The 13814-nt window shown below is 69.2% G+C and carries 14 protein-coding genes and 1 riboswitch; of the genes, 3 read left to right on the top strand and 11 right to left on the bottom strand.

Annotation, left to right across the window (positions count from 1 at the left end):
- Positions 1 to 128 precede the first annotated feature (128 nt).
- On the bottom strand, positions 129 to 1478 hold the full coding sequence (locus tag ACFY5B_RS15720; protein ID WP_389969240.1) for an NYN domain-containing protein: 1350 nt from the start codon (positions 1476 to 1478) through the stop codon (positions 129 to 131).
- A gap of 37 nt (positions 1479 to 1515) precedes the next feature.
- The gene (locus ACFY5B_RS15715) at positions 1516 to 1755 is read right to left on the bottom strand and encodes a hypothetical protein (protein WP_003989675.1); all 240 of its coding nucleotides are present in this window, start codon (positions 1753 to 1755) and stop codon (positions 1516 to 1518) included.
- A 159-nt stretch (positions 1756 to 1914) separates the two neighbouring features.
- Here ACFY5B_RS15715 and ACFY5B_RS15710 point away from each other — a divergent pair, with 159 nt between their 5' ends.
- Complete coding sequence (locus ACFY5B_RS15710) at positions 1915 to 2667, top strand: rhomboid family intramembrane serine protease (protein WP_389969238.1); 753 nt, start codon at positions 1915 to 1917, stop codon at positions 2665 to 2667.
- On the top strand, positions 2664 to 2945 hold the full coding sequence (locus ACFY5B_RS15705) for an Lrp/AsnC family transcriptional regulator (protein WP_030848030.1): 282 nt from the start codon (positions 2664 to 2666) through the stop codon (positions 2943 to 2945). Before ACFY5B_RS15710 ends, ACFY5B_RS15705 begins: the two co-directional genes overlap by 4 nt.
- A gap of 87 nt (positions 2946 to 3032) precedes the next feature.
- Here the strand turns inward: ACFY5B_RS15705 and ACFY5B_RS15700 are convergent, their stop codons facing one another.
- From ACFY5B_RS15700 to ACFY5B_RS15675, 6 genes are all read right to left on the bottom strand, one after another.
- Complete coding sequence (locus tag ACFY5B_RS15700) at positions 3033 to 4400, bottom strand: aminotransferase class V-fold PLP-dependent enzyme (RefSeq protein WP_389969235.1); 1368 nt, start codon at positions 4398 to 4400, stop codon at positions 3033 to 3035.
- A 135-nt stretch (positions 4401 to 4535) separates the two neighbouring features.
- Positions 4536 to 4652: riboswitch (SAM riboswitch) on the bottom strand.
- An 85-nt stretch (positions 4653 to 4737) separates the two neighbouring features.
- Positions 4738 to 5802, bottom strand: coding sequence for an anthranilate phosphoribosyltransferase (gene trpD, locus ACFY5B_RS15695; RefSeq protein WP_389969233.1), 1065 nt, complete (start codon positions 5800 to 5802; stop codon positions 4738 to 4740).
- A gap of 138 nt (positions 5803 to 5940) precedes the next feature.
- On the bottom strand, positions 5941 to 7563 hold the full coding sequence (locus ACFY5B_RS15690) for a cytochrome bc complex cytochrome b subunit (protein ID WP_389969231.1): 1623 nt from the start codon (positions 7561 to 7563) through the stop codon (positions 5941 to 5943).
- Positions 7560 to 8633 carry a Rieske 2Fe-2S domain-containing protein gene (locus tag ACFY5B_RS15685; protein ID WP_389969229.1) on the bottom strand — a complete coding sequence of 358 codons (1074 nt, stop codon included), beginning with the start codon at positions 8631 to 8633 and terminating at the stop codon, positions 7560 to 7562. The genes ACFY5B_RS15690 and ACFY5B_RS15685 overlap by 4 nt, the downstream gene beginning before the upstream one ends.
- The gene (locus ACFY5B_RS15680; RefSeq protein ID WP_389969227.1) at positions 8630 to 9442 is read right to left on the bottom strand and encodes a c-type cytochrome; all 813 of its coding nucleotides are present in this window, start codon (positions 9440 to 9442) and stop codon (positions 8630 to 8632) included. Before ACFY5B_RS15680 ends, ACFY5B_RS15685 begins: the two co-directional genes overlap by 4 nt.
- Positions 9443 to 9523: 81 nt before the next feature.
- Entirely contained in the window at positions 9524 to 10144 is a 621-nt protein-coding gene (locus ACFY5B_RS15675; RefSeq protein WP_020272940.1) for a heme-copper oxidase subunit III, read from the bottom strand.
- Between the two features lie 145 nt (positions 10145 to 10289).
- On the opposite strand from ACFY5B_RS15675, the gene ACFY5B_RS15670 reads away from it, so the two are divergent.
- Positions 10290 to 10691, top strand: a complete 402-nt coding sequence (locus tag ACFY5B_RS15670) for a hypothetical protein (protein WP_389969225.1) — start codon at positions 10290 to 10292, stop codon at positions 10689 to 10691.
- 105 nt (positions 10692 to 10796) lie between these two features.
- On the opposite strand, the gene ACFY5B_RS15665 is transcribed toward ACFY5B_RS15670, so the two are convergent.
- The 3 genes from ACFY5B_RS15665 to ACFY5B_RS15655 all read right to left on the bottom strand — a co-directional run.
- A complete protein-coding gene (locus ACFY5B_RS15665) occupies positions 10797 to 12050 on the bottom strand; it encodes an Ig-like domain-containing protein (protein WP_389969223.1) in 1254 nt (417 codons plus the stop codon).
- Between the two features lie 132 nt (positions 12051 to 12182).
- The gene (locus ACFY5B_RS15660; protein WP_389969221.1) at positions 12183 to 12581 is read right to left on the bottom strand and encodes a cytochrome c oxidase subunit 4; all 399 of its coding nucleotides are present in this window, start codon (positions 12579 to 12581) and stop codon (positions 12183 to 12185) included.
- Positions 12578 to 13814 (bottom strand): cbb3-type cytochrome c oxidase subunit I (locus ACFY5B_RS15655; RefSeq protein WP_389969219.1); only part of this gene is annotated, 1237 nt, incomplete at its 5' end. The genes ACFY5B_RS15655 and ACFY5B_RS15660, both read right to left, overlap by 4 nt.

Below are 13814 nucleotides of genomic sequence, written 5' to 3'. Positions count from 1 at the left end.
ATTGCGTCACGGTAGGCCATCTTTTCCCCTGGACTCACAGGCGGTGAGACCCATTTGACTCACCGTGGCCCACCGGCCTCACCAATCCGGGCATCGCGCCCGGAGGTTACACAGCGGGCGTACGCCCCTTAGGCACGCGAAAGGCGCTTGAGCAGCATGGCCGAGGCCACCGGGCGGGCACCGGCCCGGGCCACGCCGTCGGCGACCTCGCGGTCGGTGGACGCCACGATGACCGGACGCCCCGGCGGTTCGGCGCGCACCAGCTGGCGGATCAGCTCGTCGGCGGTGACGCCCGGCTTCGAGAACAGCACGCGCACACCGCGCGGCGGGGCCAGCAGCACCGGTGCGGCGAGCTCGGCGCCGTCGAAGACGCAGGTCACCTCGGCGCCGCTCTGCGCGGCCAGTTGGGAGAGCTGACCGAGCAGCCTCAGGCGCTGCTTCTCCAGCGGCATCTGCGGATAGCCGGTCTTGGTGACGTTGTAGCCGTCGACGACGAGATGGGCCTGCGGGAGCGCCAGCAGCTGGTCCAGGACCTGCGGGTCGTTCTCGGACAGGGCGCGGGCGGCGATGTCCTTCGGGGACATCCGGCCCGGCTCGACGGCGTCGACGGTCTCGGCGGGGCGCACCGACACCGGGGGCAGGGCCAGTTCGCGGCGGAGCCCCTGGGTGGCGTCCAGGAGGGTGTCCAGCAGCAGCCGTACCCGCATGTCCTCGACGCTGCGGCCCTCGCGGGCGGCCCGGCGCGCGGCCTCCAGGGCGGCCTCGGACTCGCTCAGCCGGGACTTGAGCCGCCGGGTCTCGCTCTCGGCGGCGGACACCTGGGCGTGCCCCTCGGCGCGGACGGCGTCGATCTCGCCGTGCGCCTTGCGCAGGGCCGCCTCGCCGCGCTTGACGTCGCTGAGGGCGGCGCGCAGCTTGCGGTGCAGCGCCTCGGTTTCCCTTTTGGCCGATTCCAGCTCCGTGCGCAGCCGCTCGGTCTCGGCCCGGGTGTGGTCACGGGCCCGGTCGAGTTCGGCGCGCAGCCGCTCCAGTTCGGCCCGGCTCTCCTCGTCGGCGCGTTCGGCGTCGGCCCGCTGAGCCTCCTCGCCGGCGGCGGCCACCAGTTTCACCCAGCCGGGTGGCCGCAGTACGTAGGCCGCGGCCGCCACGTCGAGCGGGTCCGCGGCCGGGGGCGGGGAGCCTGAGTCGAGGGCGCCGGTCAGCTCCGGCTGGGCCTCTCTGAGCTTCTCCCCGATGCGCTGCCGGAACAGCGGATCCGTCTCCAGCGCGGCCGCCATCGCGTTGCCGGCGAACTTCGCCCGGCGGTTCGGCGCGAACCGGGCGTACTGCCTGAGCTGTGCGGGCAGCTCGCCGACCGTCAGCGAGCCGAAGCCGTCGGAGACGATCTGCACGACCCTGCGGCGCACGCCGTCGGGCAGCGGACGGTCGAGCACCTCGGCGGCGCCGTCGCCCGGCCCCCCGCCCGTGGTCTCCACCATCCGTCACACCCCAATGCCTGTGCGGGGCCTGCTCCCGTCAGGAGCCGGCGCCCGGCCTGTCCACGAGTTCCACCTGGTCCACCGCGTTACACCAGCGGCAGCGCACCGACTCGATGGTCTCACTGAGCACCTCGCGCTCCTCGACCTTCGGCTCTCCGGCCAGGTCGAGGTGGACGTACTCGACGACCTTCGACGAGCGGGTCACGTCGAACCTCGTGAGGTTGCCGCAGAGGGTGCAGCGCCACCGCGTCTCGGCGGTCGGCAGGGGAACCGTCATCGTGACCTGTTCTCTTTCCTTCTAGTGTCCGTGACGCGACCGGCATCCCCGGTGCGTGTGGCTCGTAACCCTACGGCCTGGCGGGTCCTCGCCGCCCGCGCGTCCACGGCGGCGAGGCGGTCTGTGCGGTTGCGTCCGGTTACGTCATGCTCTGTGGTCATGATCAGCAAGTGGAGCGCGTCGATCATCCGGGCAGGCCGATCGGTCCGGGGGTCCTCGTCGCCGGTGACGTACGCACTGATCGCCCTGTGCTGCACGGCCTTCCTGGCCGGACCCGCCTCGGGACTCAACCCGGCGTACGGCACCGGCGACGAGGTGCTCGCCGTGCAGCGGGCCTACTTCCGGCACTGGGGAGTGATCCCCGCAGAACTGTTCGAAGGGTCCGCGGGGTCGGCCCTCACCCCCGCGACGGCGCTCTTCGTCCACGGCAGCTGGGTCCACCTGCTCGGCAACATGCTCTTCCTCTACGTCTTCGGGGCGATGACCGAGGAGCGGATGGGCCGGGTGCAGTTCACCCTGTTCTACGTCGGCTGCGGCTACCTGGCCCTGCTGGGCTACGCCGTCGCCAACGCGGACTCCGAGCAGTCCCTGGTCGGCGCCTCGGGGGCGATCTCGGCGGTCCTCGGCGCGTTCCTGTACCTGTTCCCCCGGGCCCGGGTGACCAGTCTCCTGCCGTTCCTGTTCTTCCTGCCGGTGCGCTTCCCGGCGTGGGTCGTCCTGCCGTTCTGGGCGGCGCTGCAGTGGCTGGCGGCGGGACGGGCCTCGGACGGGCCGGGGGTCGCTTATCTCGCCCATCTGATCGGATTCGGTCTGGGCTTCGGCTACGCGTCGGTCCGCTACGGCCGCCCCACCGGCCCCACTAGAGTGAAGGCCGCCCCTGCTCCGGCCCCCGAGGGAGAGAACCAACCGTGATCACCGCGATCGTCCTCATCAAGACCAGCGTGGACCGGATCCCCGAGATCGCCGAGTCGATCGCGGCGCTGGACAGCGTCAGCGAGGTCTTCTCCGTCACCGGCACCTACGACCTGATCGCGATGGTCCGGGTGAAGGAGCACGAGGACCTGGCGGAGGTCATCCCGGGCCGGATCAGCAAGATCCCCGGGGTGGAGGGAACCGACACGCACGTGGCGTTCCGCACGTACTCGCAGCACGACCTGGAGGCGGCGTTCTCGATCGGGCTGGACAACTAGGGCCTGTCCTGGCGGTCGCCGCCCCCGGTGGCCACCGCCCCCGGCGACGACCGCCCCCGGCGACGACCGGCTCAGGCGACGACCGACTCAGGCGGAGGTGTCCGGCACGCAGCGGCCGTCCTGCGTGCGGTAGTTCCACTTCGCTCCGACCGTCACGAGCTCCCTCACCGCCCGCACGAACCGCTCCACGTGCTCGTCGGGCGTGCCGGCGCCGAAGCTGACCCGGATGGCGTTGAGCGACCTCTCCCCGGGCTCGGACTCGGGCGACCCGCACTCGCCCTGCGCCTGCGGGTCGCTGCCGAGCAGCGTGCGCAGCAGCGGGTGGGCGCAGAACAGCCCGTCCCGTACGCCGATGCCGTACTCGGCGGACAGGGCGGCGGCGAAGTGGGAGCTGTTCCAGCCCTCGACGACGAAGGAGAGCACGCCGACACGCGGCGCGTCGTCCCCGAAGAGGGACAGGAACCGCACCTGGGGGACGTCGGCGAGACCGTCGCGCACCGTGCGGACCAGGTGCTGCTCACGGGCGACGAGGGTGTCGAAGCCCGCCTCGCTCAGCGCCTTGCAGGCCGAGGCGACGGCGTAGGCGCCGATGACGTTGGGCGAGCCGGCCTCGTGGCGCGCGGCGCTGTCGTGCCACTCCACGTCCACTCCCCCGTCCTCACGCCGGCTGACCTTGCGGCTGGCGCCGCCGCCCGCGAGGTACGGCTCGGCCTCGCGCAGCCAGTCGGCCCGCCCGGCCAGGACGCCCGAGCCGAAGGGCGCGTACAGCTTGTGCCCGGAGAAGGCGACCCAGTCGACGTCGAGGTCCGCGACGGACACGGGGTGGTGGGGGGCCAGCTGGGCGGCGTCCAGCACGATCCGCGCGCCGTGGGCGTGCGCGGCCGCCGCGAGCTCCCGCACGGGCCACAGCTCGCCGGTGACGTTGGAGGCGCCGGTGACGCACACCAGGGCCGGGCCGTAGGGGTCCCGGTCGGCGAGGGCGCGCTCCAGGGTCTCGACGGCCTGGCGGGGGGTGCGGGGGGCGTCGAGGTAGGTGACGCGGGCGTCCTGCCAGGGCAGCAGGGAGGCGTGGTGCTCGGTCTCGAAGACGAAGACCCGGCAGTCGGCGGGGATCGCGGCGGCGAGGAGGTTGAGGGAGTCGGTGGTCGACCGGGTGAACACGACCTGGTCGTCCTCGCGGCAGTCGAGGAACTCGGCCACGGTCCGGCGGGCGTTCTCGAACAGGTCGGTCGACAGCTGGGACAGGTAACCGGCACCGCGGTGCACGCTGCCGTAGTACGGCGCGTAGGCGGCGACGTCGTCCCAGACCCGCTGGAGCGCCGGGGCGCTCGCGGCGTAGTCGAGCGCGGCGTAGGTGACCTCACCACCGGTCACGAGCGGCACGGTGACGTCTCGCCCCAGAACGGGCAGCGGGGCACAAACGGACTGTTCGGCGGCAAGGGTGGAGACAGACATGACGGAACTCCCGTGAAGGCAGGTGGAATCCGCCCGCGAGCGCGTGCGGCTCAAGCGGGGGGTGAAAGAAAAAGGGGGATGCGGAGGCGGGGCTCTGCGGCCCTATCGCATTCGCTGGTTCACGGAAGACTCCTCGTCACGCGCTTGCCGTAGACCTCGCTGCCTACGACCCGGTCTTCACCCGGGGCACCCCGCCACGGACGGAGGGTTGCCGGACAGTCGGCCGGGGCCTCATGACTGTCACTCATGACCTGTTCAGGAACGTACGCGAAAAGATCGGCGTCCCGCAACCCGAGTCCGGATCGCGGGACGCCGGTCCTTTCGGCTACGGGATCCGCTAGGCGTTGCTCGCGGCCACCCAGCGTTCCAGCGTGCGCTTCGCCGCGCCCGAGTCGATCGACTCGGCCGCCTTCGCCATCCCGGCGCGGATCTGCTCGGCCAGGGGCGCGGCGGTGGGCTCCAGGGCCACCAGCGCCGCCGCCGAGTTCAGCAGGACCGCCTCGCGGACCGGGCCGGTCTCGCCGTCCAGCAGGCGGCGGGCGACCTCGGCGTTGTAGGAGGCGTCGGCGCCGCGCAGCGCCTCCACGGGGACCAGTTCGAGGCCCACGTCCCGCGGGTCGAAGGCCTCCTCGGTGACCTTGCCGTCCCGGACGGTCCACACCCGGGAGGTGGCCGTGGTGGTCAGCTCGTCGAGGCCGTCGTCGCCCCGGAAGACCAGGGACGAGTTGCCGCGCTCGGCGAAGACTCCCGCGACGATGGGCGCCATGCGTGGGTCCGCCACGCCGACCGCCTGGGCGCGGACCCGGGCCGGGTTGGTGAGCGGGCCGAGGGCGTTGAACACCGTGCGGATGCCCAACTGCCCGCGGGCGGCGCCCGCGTGGCGCAGCGCCGGGTGGAACTTCACCGCGAAGCAGAAGGTGATCCCGGCCTCCTCGGCGACCTCCGCGACCCGGTGCAGCGGCAGCTCCAGGTTGACCCCGAGCTTCTCCAGCACGTCGGAGGCCCCGGACGCCGAGGACGCGGCCCGGTTGCCGTGCTTGACGACCTTCGCCCCGGTGCCGGCGACGACGATGGACGACATCGTGGAGATGTTGACCGTCTTCGCGCCGTCACCGCCGGTGCCGACGATGTCGACCGTCGCCCCGGGCACCTCGATCACGTTGGCGTGCGCGTACATCGTGCGGACGAGGCCGTTGATCTCCTCGACGGTTTCGCCCTTGGCGCGCAGGGCCACGACGAACCCGGCGATCTGCGCCTCGGTCGCCTCGCCGCGCATGATCCGGTCCATCGCCCAGGCGGTGTCGTCCGCGCTCAGGTGCCTGCCGTCCAGCAGGCCGTTCAGCAGCAGGGGCCAGGAGCGGCCCGCCGCGGTGTCGCCTCCAGCGGGGGTCACAGCGCTCATAAGCCGCTCCAGGGTCAGGCGTCCCGGACTACGGGACGAGAGTCTCAACGAGGTCCACCCTATCCAGCCCCGGGCAGGACGAAGGGCCCCGTCCGGCGATCGGACGAGGCCCCTCGTGTGGCGTGGCGAAGCAGTCGATCAGTGGTGGCCGTGGCCGCTCGTGATCTCCCGGTACTCCTCGGCGGTGGGCTTCGGGATCTGGGCGCCCTCGCCGTAGTAGGCGTCGCTGAGCTTGGCGCGCAGCTTCTCGGAGCCCTTCACCTTGCGCTCGACACCGTTCTCGTCGACCGTCGGGCCGATCTCGGCCGGCTTGTACTGCTCGTGCGCCGTGAGCGTGTACATCTGCTCCTGGCTGAGCGGCTCGTGCACCTCGATGAACTCACCGTGCGGCAGGCGCTTGATGATGCCCGACTCGCGGCCGTGCAGCACCTTCTCCTTGTCCCGGCGCTGCAGGCCGAGGCAGATGCGCTTGGTGACGATGAAGGCGATGACCGGTCCGACGAAGAACCCGATCCGGACGAACCAGGTCACCGAGTTGATCGACATGTGGAAGTGCGTGGCGACGATGTCGTTGCCACCGCCGATCAGCATGATGATGTAGCCGGTGACCCACGCGACACCGACAGCGGTGCGGGTCGGGGCGTTGCGCGGCCGGTCCAGGATGTGGTGCTCGCGCTTGTCCCCGGTGACCCACGACTCGATGAACGGGTACAGGGCGATGATCGCGAGGAAGAGACCGAACAGCACCAGCGGGATGAACACGCCCAGCACGAGCGTGTGACCCCAGAGGTTGATCTCCCAGCCCGGCATGGCGCGGACCAGACCCTCGGCGAAGCCCATGTACCAGTCGGGCTGGGCGCCGGTCGACACCTGGTCGGGGCGGTAGGGGCCCAGGACCCAGATCGGGTTGACGGTCGCGATGCCGGCGATGGCCGCGATGGCGCCGAAGACCAGGAAGAAGAAGCCTCCGGCCTTGGCCATGTAGACCGGCAGCAGCGGCATGCCGACGACGTTCTTGTTGGTCCGGCCGGGACCCGCGAACTGGGTGTGCTTGTGGTAGAAGACCAGGATCAGGTGGCCGACCACGAGCCCGAGCATGATGCCCGGCAGCAGCAGGATGTGGATCGAGTAGAACCGGGCGACGAAGTCGGTGCCCGGGAACTCCCCGCCGAACAGGAACATCGAGATGTACGTGCCCACGATCGGCATGGACAGGATCGCGCCCTGCGTGAAGCGGACACCGGTGCCGGAGAGCAGGTCGTCCGGGAGCGAGTAGCCGGTGAAACCGGTGAACATGCCCAGGACGAACAGCAGGAAGCCGAACAGCCAGTTGATCTCGCGCGGCTTGCGGAACGCGCCGGTGAAGAAGACGCGCATCATGTGCACGAACATGCCGGCGAGGAAGATGATCGCCGCCCAGTGGTGGATCTGCCGGATGAGCAGACCGCCGCGGACGTCGAAGCTGATGTCCAGCGTGGAGGCGAACGCCTCCGACATCAGCTGCCCCTGGAGCGGGACGTAACTGCCGTGGTACTCCACCTCGTTCATCGACGGGTGGAAGAACAGCGTCAGGTACACGCCCGTGAGGATGATGATGATGAAGCTGTAGAGGCAGATCTCACCCAGCATGAAGGACCAGTGGTCCGGGAAGATCTTGCGCATGTTGGCCTTGGCCAGGGAGTAGATCCCGAGACGGCCGTCGGCCCAGTCGGCGACCCGCTCACCCGCGGGTGCCTTGCGGCGTGTCTGTGCAGTGCTCATCCGCGCTCCCAGAAAGCAGGGCCGACGGGCTCTTCGAAGTCGCCGAGCGCCTCGAGGTAGCCCTCGTCGTTCACGCCGATGCGGAGCTGCGGCAGGGCGTGACCGGCGGGACCGAAGATCACTCGGGCTCCGTCGGAGAGGTCGAAGGTGGACTGGTGGCAGGGGCAGAGCACGTGGTGCGTCTGCTGCTCGTACAGGGAGATCGGGCAGCCGACGTGGGTGCAGATCTTCGAGTACGCGACGATGCCCTGGTGCGACCACTCGAGCTCGCGCTTGTCCTTGATGTCCTCCGGCTGGATCCGGACGATCATCAGGGCGGCCTTGGCGATCTCGTTCTGGAAGTCGTGGTCGTGCTCCTCCAGGCCCTCGGGCTTGGCGAAGGTCAGCGAACCGACCGCGACATCGGACGGACGCAGCGGCTCGTTGGTGTTCATGTTGACGAGCAGCTTGCCCTTGGACCACAGCGTGTGGCGGAGCTTGGTGCCGGGCAGCGGACCGAGGTCGCGCAGCAGCACGACGCCGGAGAGCGGCACCAGCGTGAGCGCGCCGAGCATCGTGTTGCGGATCAGCTTGCGACGGCCGAGCGCGGACTCCTTGGCGCCCTGCTTGAAGTCGGCGAAGACCTTCTCGCGGACCTCGGGCGTCGCCTCGATCGGGTGCCGCTCGTCGGCGACCTCCACGTCGGACATCAGAGTGCGGGCCCAGTGGACGGCGCCCGCGCCGATGCAGAACAGCGCGATGCCGAGCGTCATGCCCAGCGCGAAGTTCAGCGCGCTGATGTGGCCCAGCGGGAAGATGTAGACCGACTTGTCGACCGGGATCGCCACGAACGAGGCGATGAAGGCGACCGTGGCCAGCATCGACACCGTGAACATCAGGGCGACCGAACGCTCGGACCGCTTGGCGGCCCGCTCGTCGATGTCCTGGATCCGGTGCTCGTGGGGCGGCAGGCCCGGGTCGGCGAACGGGTGCTTGTCGTCCGCGACGCTCACCGCGCCGTGCCCGTGCTCGTCATGTCCTGCGGACTGCGCGGCAGGCAGGTTCTCTTCTGGAATGTCTTGGCTACTCATGACTTCTTGGCCTTTGCGGTCCGGGCGGCGACCCACACGGCGACGGCGATCAGACCGCCGAGACCGAAGATCCAGCCGAACAGGCCCTCGCTGACCGGCCCGAGGCCACCCAGTTCGAGGCCGCCGGGGCTCTCGGTCTTTTCGCTGTTGACCGCGTCGAGGTACGCGATGATGTCCTTCTTGTTCTTCTCCGACAGCGTGGTGTCGGGGAAGGACGGCATGTTCTGCGGGCCGGTCTGCATGGCCTCGTAGATGTGCTTCGGGGAGACGCCCTCGAGGTCCGGCGCGTACTTGCCGTGCGTCAGCGCGCCGCCCTTGCCGGTGAAGTTGTGGCACTGCGCGCAGTTGGTGCGGAACAGCTCACCGCCCTTGGCGATGTCGGCACCCTCGGGGCCGTACTGCTCCTCCGTCGGGACGGACGGACCGGCACCCAGCGAGGCGATGAACGCCGCGAGCTGGTCGATCTCGGCCTGCGAGTAGATGTTCTTCTTCTCCGGGACCTGGGGGCCCTGGGAGGTGGCGGCCGGCATCCGGCCGGTGCCCACCTGGAAGTCGACGGCCGCGGCGCCCACACCCACCAGGCTCGGCCCGTCGGTGGTGCCCTGACCGCCGGTGCCGTGGCAACTGGCGCAGCCGACCGAGTAGAGCTTCTTGCCCTCCTCGATGGTGAGGGACTGGGCGGTTTCGTCGGCCTGCGCCTTGTCCGCGGGTGCGAACACGGCGTACAGCCCCCCGGTGCATGCCAGCGCGAGGAGTAGGACGACGAGCGCCGCCAACGGGTGGCGTCGTCGTGCGGAGAGCTTTTTCACGGATTACCCCGGTGTCAGGATCTTCTGCGTCGATGCTTCTGGGATGCGCGCTTCGTCGAGCACGCGCGGATGCGGGCCCTGCTACTTGATCATGTAGATCGTGGCGAAGAGACCGATCCAGACGACATCGACGAAGTGCCAGTAGTAGGACACGACGATCGCGGCCGTCGCCTGCTCGTGGGTGAACCTCCGGGCCGCGTAGGTCCGGCCCAGGACCAGCAGGAAGGCGATGAGACCGCCCGTCACGTGCAGGCCGTGGAAGCCGGTGGTCAGGTAGAACACCGAGCCGTACGGGTCGGAGGACAGGGACAGGCCCGCGTCCTTGACCAGCTCCGTGTACTCGAAGACCTGACCGCCGATGAAGATCGCACCCATCACGAACGTGACGATGAACCACATCCGGAGCTTCTTCACGTCACCGCGCTCGGCGGCGAAGACGCCGAGCTGGCAGGTGAGGGAGGAGAGCACCAGGATGGTGGTGTTCGTCGCCGAGAACGGGAAGTTGAGATGGGCAGCCATCTCCTTCCAGTGATCGGGACCCGTCACCGATCGCAGGGTGAAGTACATCGCGAAGAGGGCCGCGAAGAACATCAGCTCGGAACTCAGCCAGATGATGGTTCCGACGCTGGTGAGGTTCGGCCGGTTGACCGACGGGTGCGCGTGCCCGGTTTCTACTGTCGTTGCTGTCGCCACGACCGACATTATGTCGGTCGCTTATCCCGCCCTCACTCCGGGGGGTGCCGTTCGGAGTGTCTTCACCGGTCGTACCGGTGTTGACGTGGTGTTCAAGGGAGTAGCATCCGGCCCAACGGGCCTGTCCTTACGACGTTGACGTCACGGAGGAACAATGCAGCCGACCGCCACGGTGCTGGTCTACAGCGACGACTCCAACACCCGCGAGCAGGTGCGGCTCGCCACGGGACGGAGGCCGGCTCCGGATGTCCCCGTGGTGGAGTTCGTGGAGTGCGCGACTCCCGCCGCGGTGCTCACGGAGCTGGACCGGGGTGGGATCGACGTCTGTGTGCTGGACGGGGAGGCCGTGCCGATGGGGGGCATGGGGCTCTGCCGGCAGATCAAGGACGAGGTGTTCGACTGTCCGCCGGTGCTGCTGCTGATCGGGCGGCCCCAGGACGCGTGGCTCGCGACCTGGAGCCGGGCCGAGTCCGCGGTGACCCTGCCGGTGGAGCCGGTGGAGTTCGCCGCTGCCCTGGCTTCGCTGTTGCGGGACAAGGCGGCTTTGAACGCCTAGGGGGTCGGTTCGCCTTGTTGTGCGGCGGCTGCGGGCGCGTGGAGGTTGTTCGCGCCCCGCGGCGGAGCCGCAGATGTCACAGTCACAGCCCCGCGCCCCTTCAGGTCAGACGCTCTGAGGGCGTAGACGGGCTCTGTCCGCCTCCGTCGGGCCGTCCGGGGTGCCGCCCAGGAGGGCGCTGCCGGTGCGCCACTTCGCCCAGTCGAGGTTCCAGTCGCCGTAGCCGTTGCCGAACGGCGCCATCATGTCGCCGCCGGAGTTGATGACCTTGACGATGTCGCCCTCGCGGACGGTGTCGTAGAACCAGGCGGCGTTCTCGGTGCTCATGCCGGTGCAGCCGTGGCTGACGTTGGCGTAGCCCTGGGACCCGACCGACCAGGGCGCGGCGTGGACGTACTCGCCGCTGTTGGTGACCCGGACCGAGTGGTGCACGACCAGGTCGTAGAAGTCCGAGGCGCCGATGCTGGCGCTGGTCATGCGGACGGTGCCCTCCTTGGCCAGGACGACCTTGACGCCGTTGCGGGTGTCGTAGCCCGGCATGCCCGTGGTGACCGGTATCTGCCTCACGATCTCGTCGTTCTTGTAGACGGTCATCTGGTGGGCGGCGGCGTCCGTGACGGCTATGAGCTTGTCCGCGGTGGTGAAGGTCAGCGGCTTGGCCTTGCCGCCCCACATCCGGTCGCCGATCTTGATGCCCTGCAGGTTGCTGCGGACCTGGACGGTGGCCTGGGCGGGCCAGTAGTCCTTCGGGCGGTAGTGGAGCTTCTTGTCGTCCACCCAGTGCCAGGCGCCGTCCGTGGCGGGCGTGGAGGAGACCTTGAGGGCGCGTTCCACGACGGCCCGCTGGGCCGTGTCCTTGACGGGCTGGCTCAGCTCGGCGGTGACGGGCTGGCCGACGCCGTAGGTGCCCGTCTTGGGGCCGAAGGTGACATCCAGGCGCTTCTGGGTGGTGGGCTTGCCGGTGTCGAAGGTGACGACCTTGCGGCCGGGAGCCCCGTCCTCGTCCTCGGTGCTCACGCGGACCGTGTAGCTGGCGTTCGCGGCGAGCGGGGAGGTGCTGTGCCAGCGGCTGCCGTCGGCGGCGAGTTCGCCCGCCACGTAGCGTCCTGAGGCGTCGTGGGCCGTGACGTCCGTGATGCGCCCGTCGGAGTCCTCGACGATTTCCAGGGGCTTGTCCGGGTCGGCCTTCTTGCGGTCGCCGTCGGGGGCGTTGAAGGAGATCTGGTCCGCCGCGTCGTAGGGGCGGGCGGCCAGCGGGTTGCCGTCGGAGCCGCAAGCCGTGACGCCCGCGCTGAGGGCTATCAACAGCAACGTGCAGCTGACGACGGTGCGTGGGCGGGAGATCACTGTGTGGCTCATGACCTCACGCTAGGAACCGGCGTCAACAGTGGCACGCCGAGCGACTCGTACGAGTGACATGCGTTACGGCATAAGACAGAGGCCCGGACGCTCCTGTCGGAGTGTCCGGGCCCCTGCGGCGCTCGGCGCGGGTTACTGGGTGCGGTTCTCACCGCGGTAGTACTCGAAGACCCAGCCCCAGATGCCGATCAGGATGATCGGCAGCGAGAAGTACATCAGCCACCAGCCGATCGCGATCGACAGGAAGGCGAGGGCGCCGCCGATGGCCAGGGAGAGCGGCTGCCAGCTGTGCGGGCTGAAGAACCCGACCTCGCCGGCGTCGTCCGCGACGTCCGCCTCCTTGTTGTCCTGTGCGCCGACGTCCACCCGCTTGGCCGTGAAGCCGAGGTAGAAGCCGATCATGATGCACAGACCGAAGGTCAGGAAGAGGGCCGTGGTACCGGCCGGCTCCTTCGACCACACGCCATAGACCACAGCCATGGCGAGGACGAAGACGCTCAGCCACATGAACATCTTGCCCTGGATCTTCACTTGCCGGCCTCCTTGCCACCAGCGATGGCCTTCTCGCCGTGACCGACGTTCTCGAGCTGGTCGAGAGCGGCGATCTCCGGGTGGTGCAGGTCGAACGCCGGGGATTCACTGCGGATCCGCGGCATGGTGATGAAGTTGTGGCGCGGCGGCGGGCAGGACGTCGCCCACTCCAGGGAGCGGCCGTAGCCCCACGGGTCGTCGACGCCGACCGGCTTGCCGTACTTGGCCGTCTTCCACACGTTGTAGAAGAACGGCAGGATCGACATGCCGAGCAGGAACGAGCTGATCGTGGAGATCGTGTTGAGCGCGGTGAAGCCGTCGGCCGCCAGGTAGTCGGCGTAACGACGCGGCATGCCCTCGGCGCCCAGCCAGTGCTGGACCAGGAACGTGCCGTGGAAGCCGATGAACAGCGTCCAGAAGGTGATCTTGCCGAGGCGCTCGTCCAGCATCTTGCCGGTCCACTTCGGCCACCAGAAGTGGAAGCCGGAGAACATCGCGAACACCACGGTGCCGAAGACGACGTAGTGGAAGTGCGCCACCACGAAGTACGAGTCGGAGACGTGGAAGTCCATCGGCGGCGAGGCCAGGATGACACCGGTCAGACCACCGAAGGTGAAGGTGATCAGGAAGCCGGTCGCCCAGAGCATCGGTGTCTCGAAGGACAGCGAGCCCTTCCACATCGTGCCGATCCAGTTGAAGAACTTCACACCGGTCGGTACGGCGATGAGGAACGTCATGAAGGAGAAGAACGGCAGCAGCACACCGCCGGTGACGTACATGTGGTGCGCCCACACCGTCACGGACAGACCCGCGATCGCGATGGTCGCGCCGATCAGACCCGTGTAACCGAACATCGGCTTGCGGGAGAAGACCGGGATGACCTCGGAGATGATGCCGAAGAACGGCAACGCGATGATGTACACCTCCGGATGGCCGAAGAACCAGAAGAGGTGCTGCCACAGCAGGGCACCGCCGTTGGCGGCGTCGAAGACGTGGGCGCCGAACTTGCGGTCCGCCTCCAGGGCGAACAGCGCGGCCGCGAGGACCGGGAAGGCGAGCAGGACCAGGACACCGGTCAGCAGCACGTTCCACACGAAGATCGGCATGCGGAACATCGTCATGCCGGGGGCGCGCATGCAGATGATCGTGGTGATGAAGTTGACCGAGCCGAGGATGGTGCCGAAGCCGGAGAAGGCCAGGCCCATGATCCACATGTCGGCGCCGATGCCCGGG

It is taken from the genome of Streptomyces sp. NPDC013187, from assembly GCF_042899705.1.
Lineage (GTDB): Bacteria > Actinomycetota > Actinomycetes > Streptomycetales > Streptomycetaceae > Streptomyces > Streptomyces hawaiiensis_A.
The sequence above is the reverse complement of the archived record's forward strand: the minus strand, read 5'-3'. Positions and strand labels throughout refer to the sequence as shown.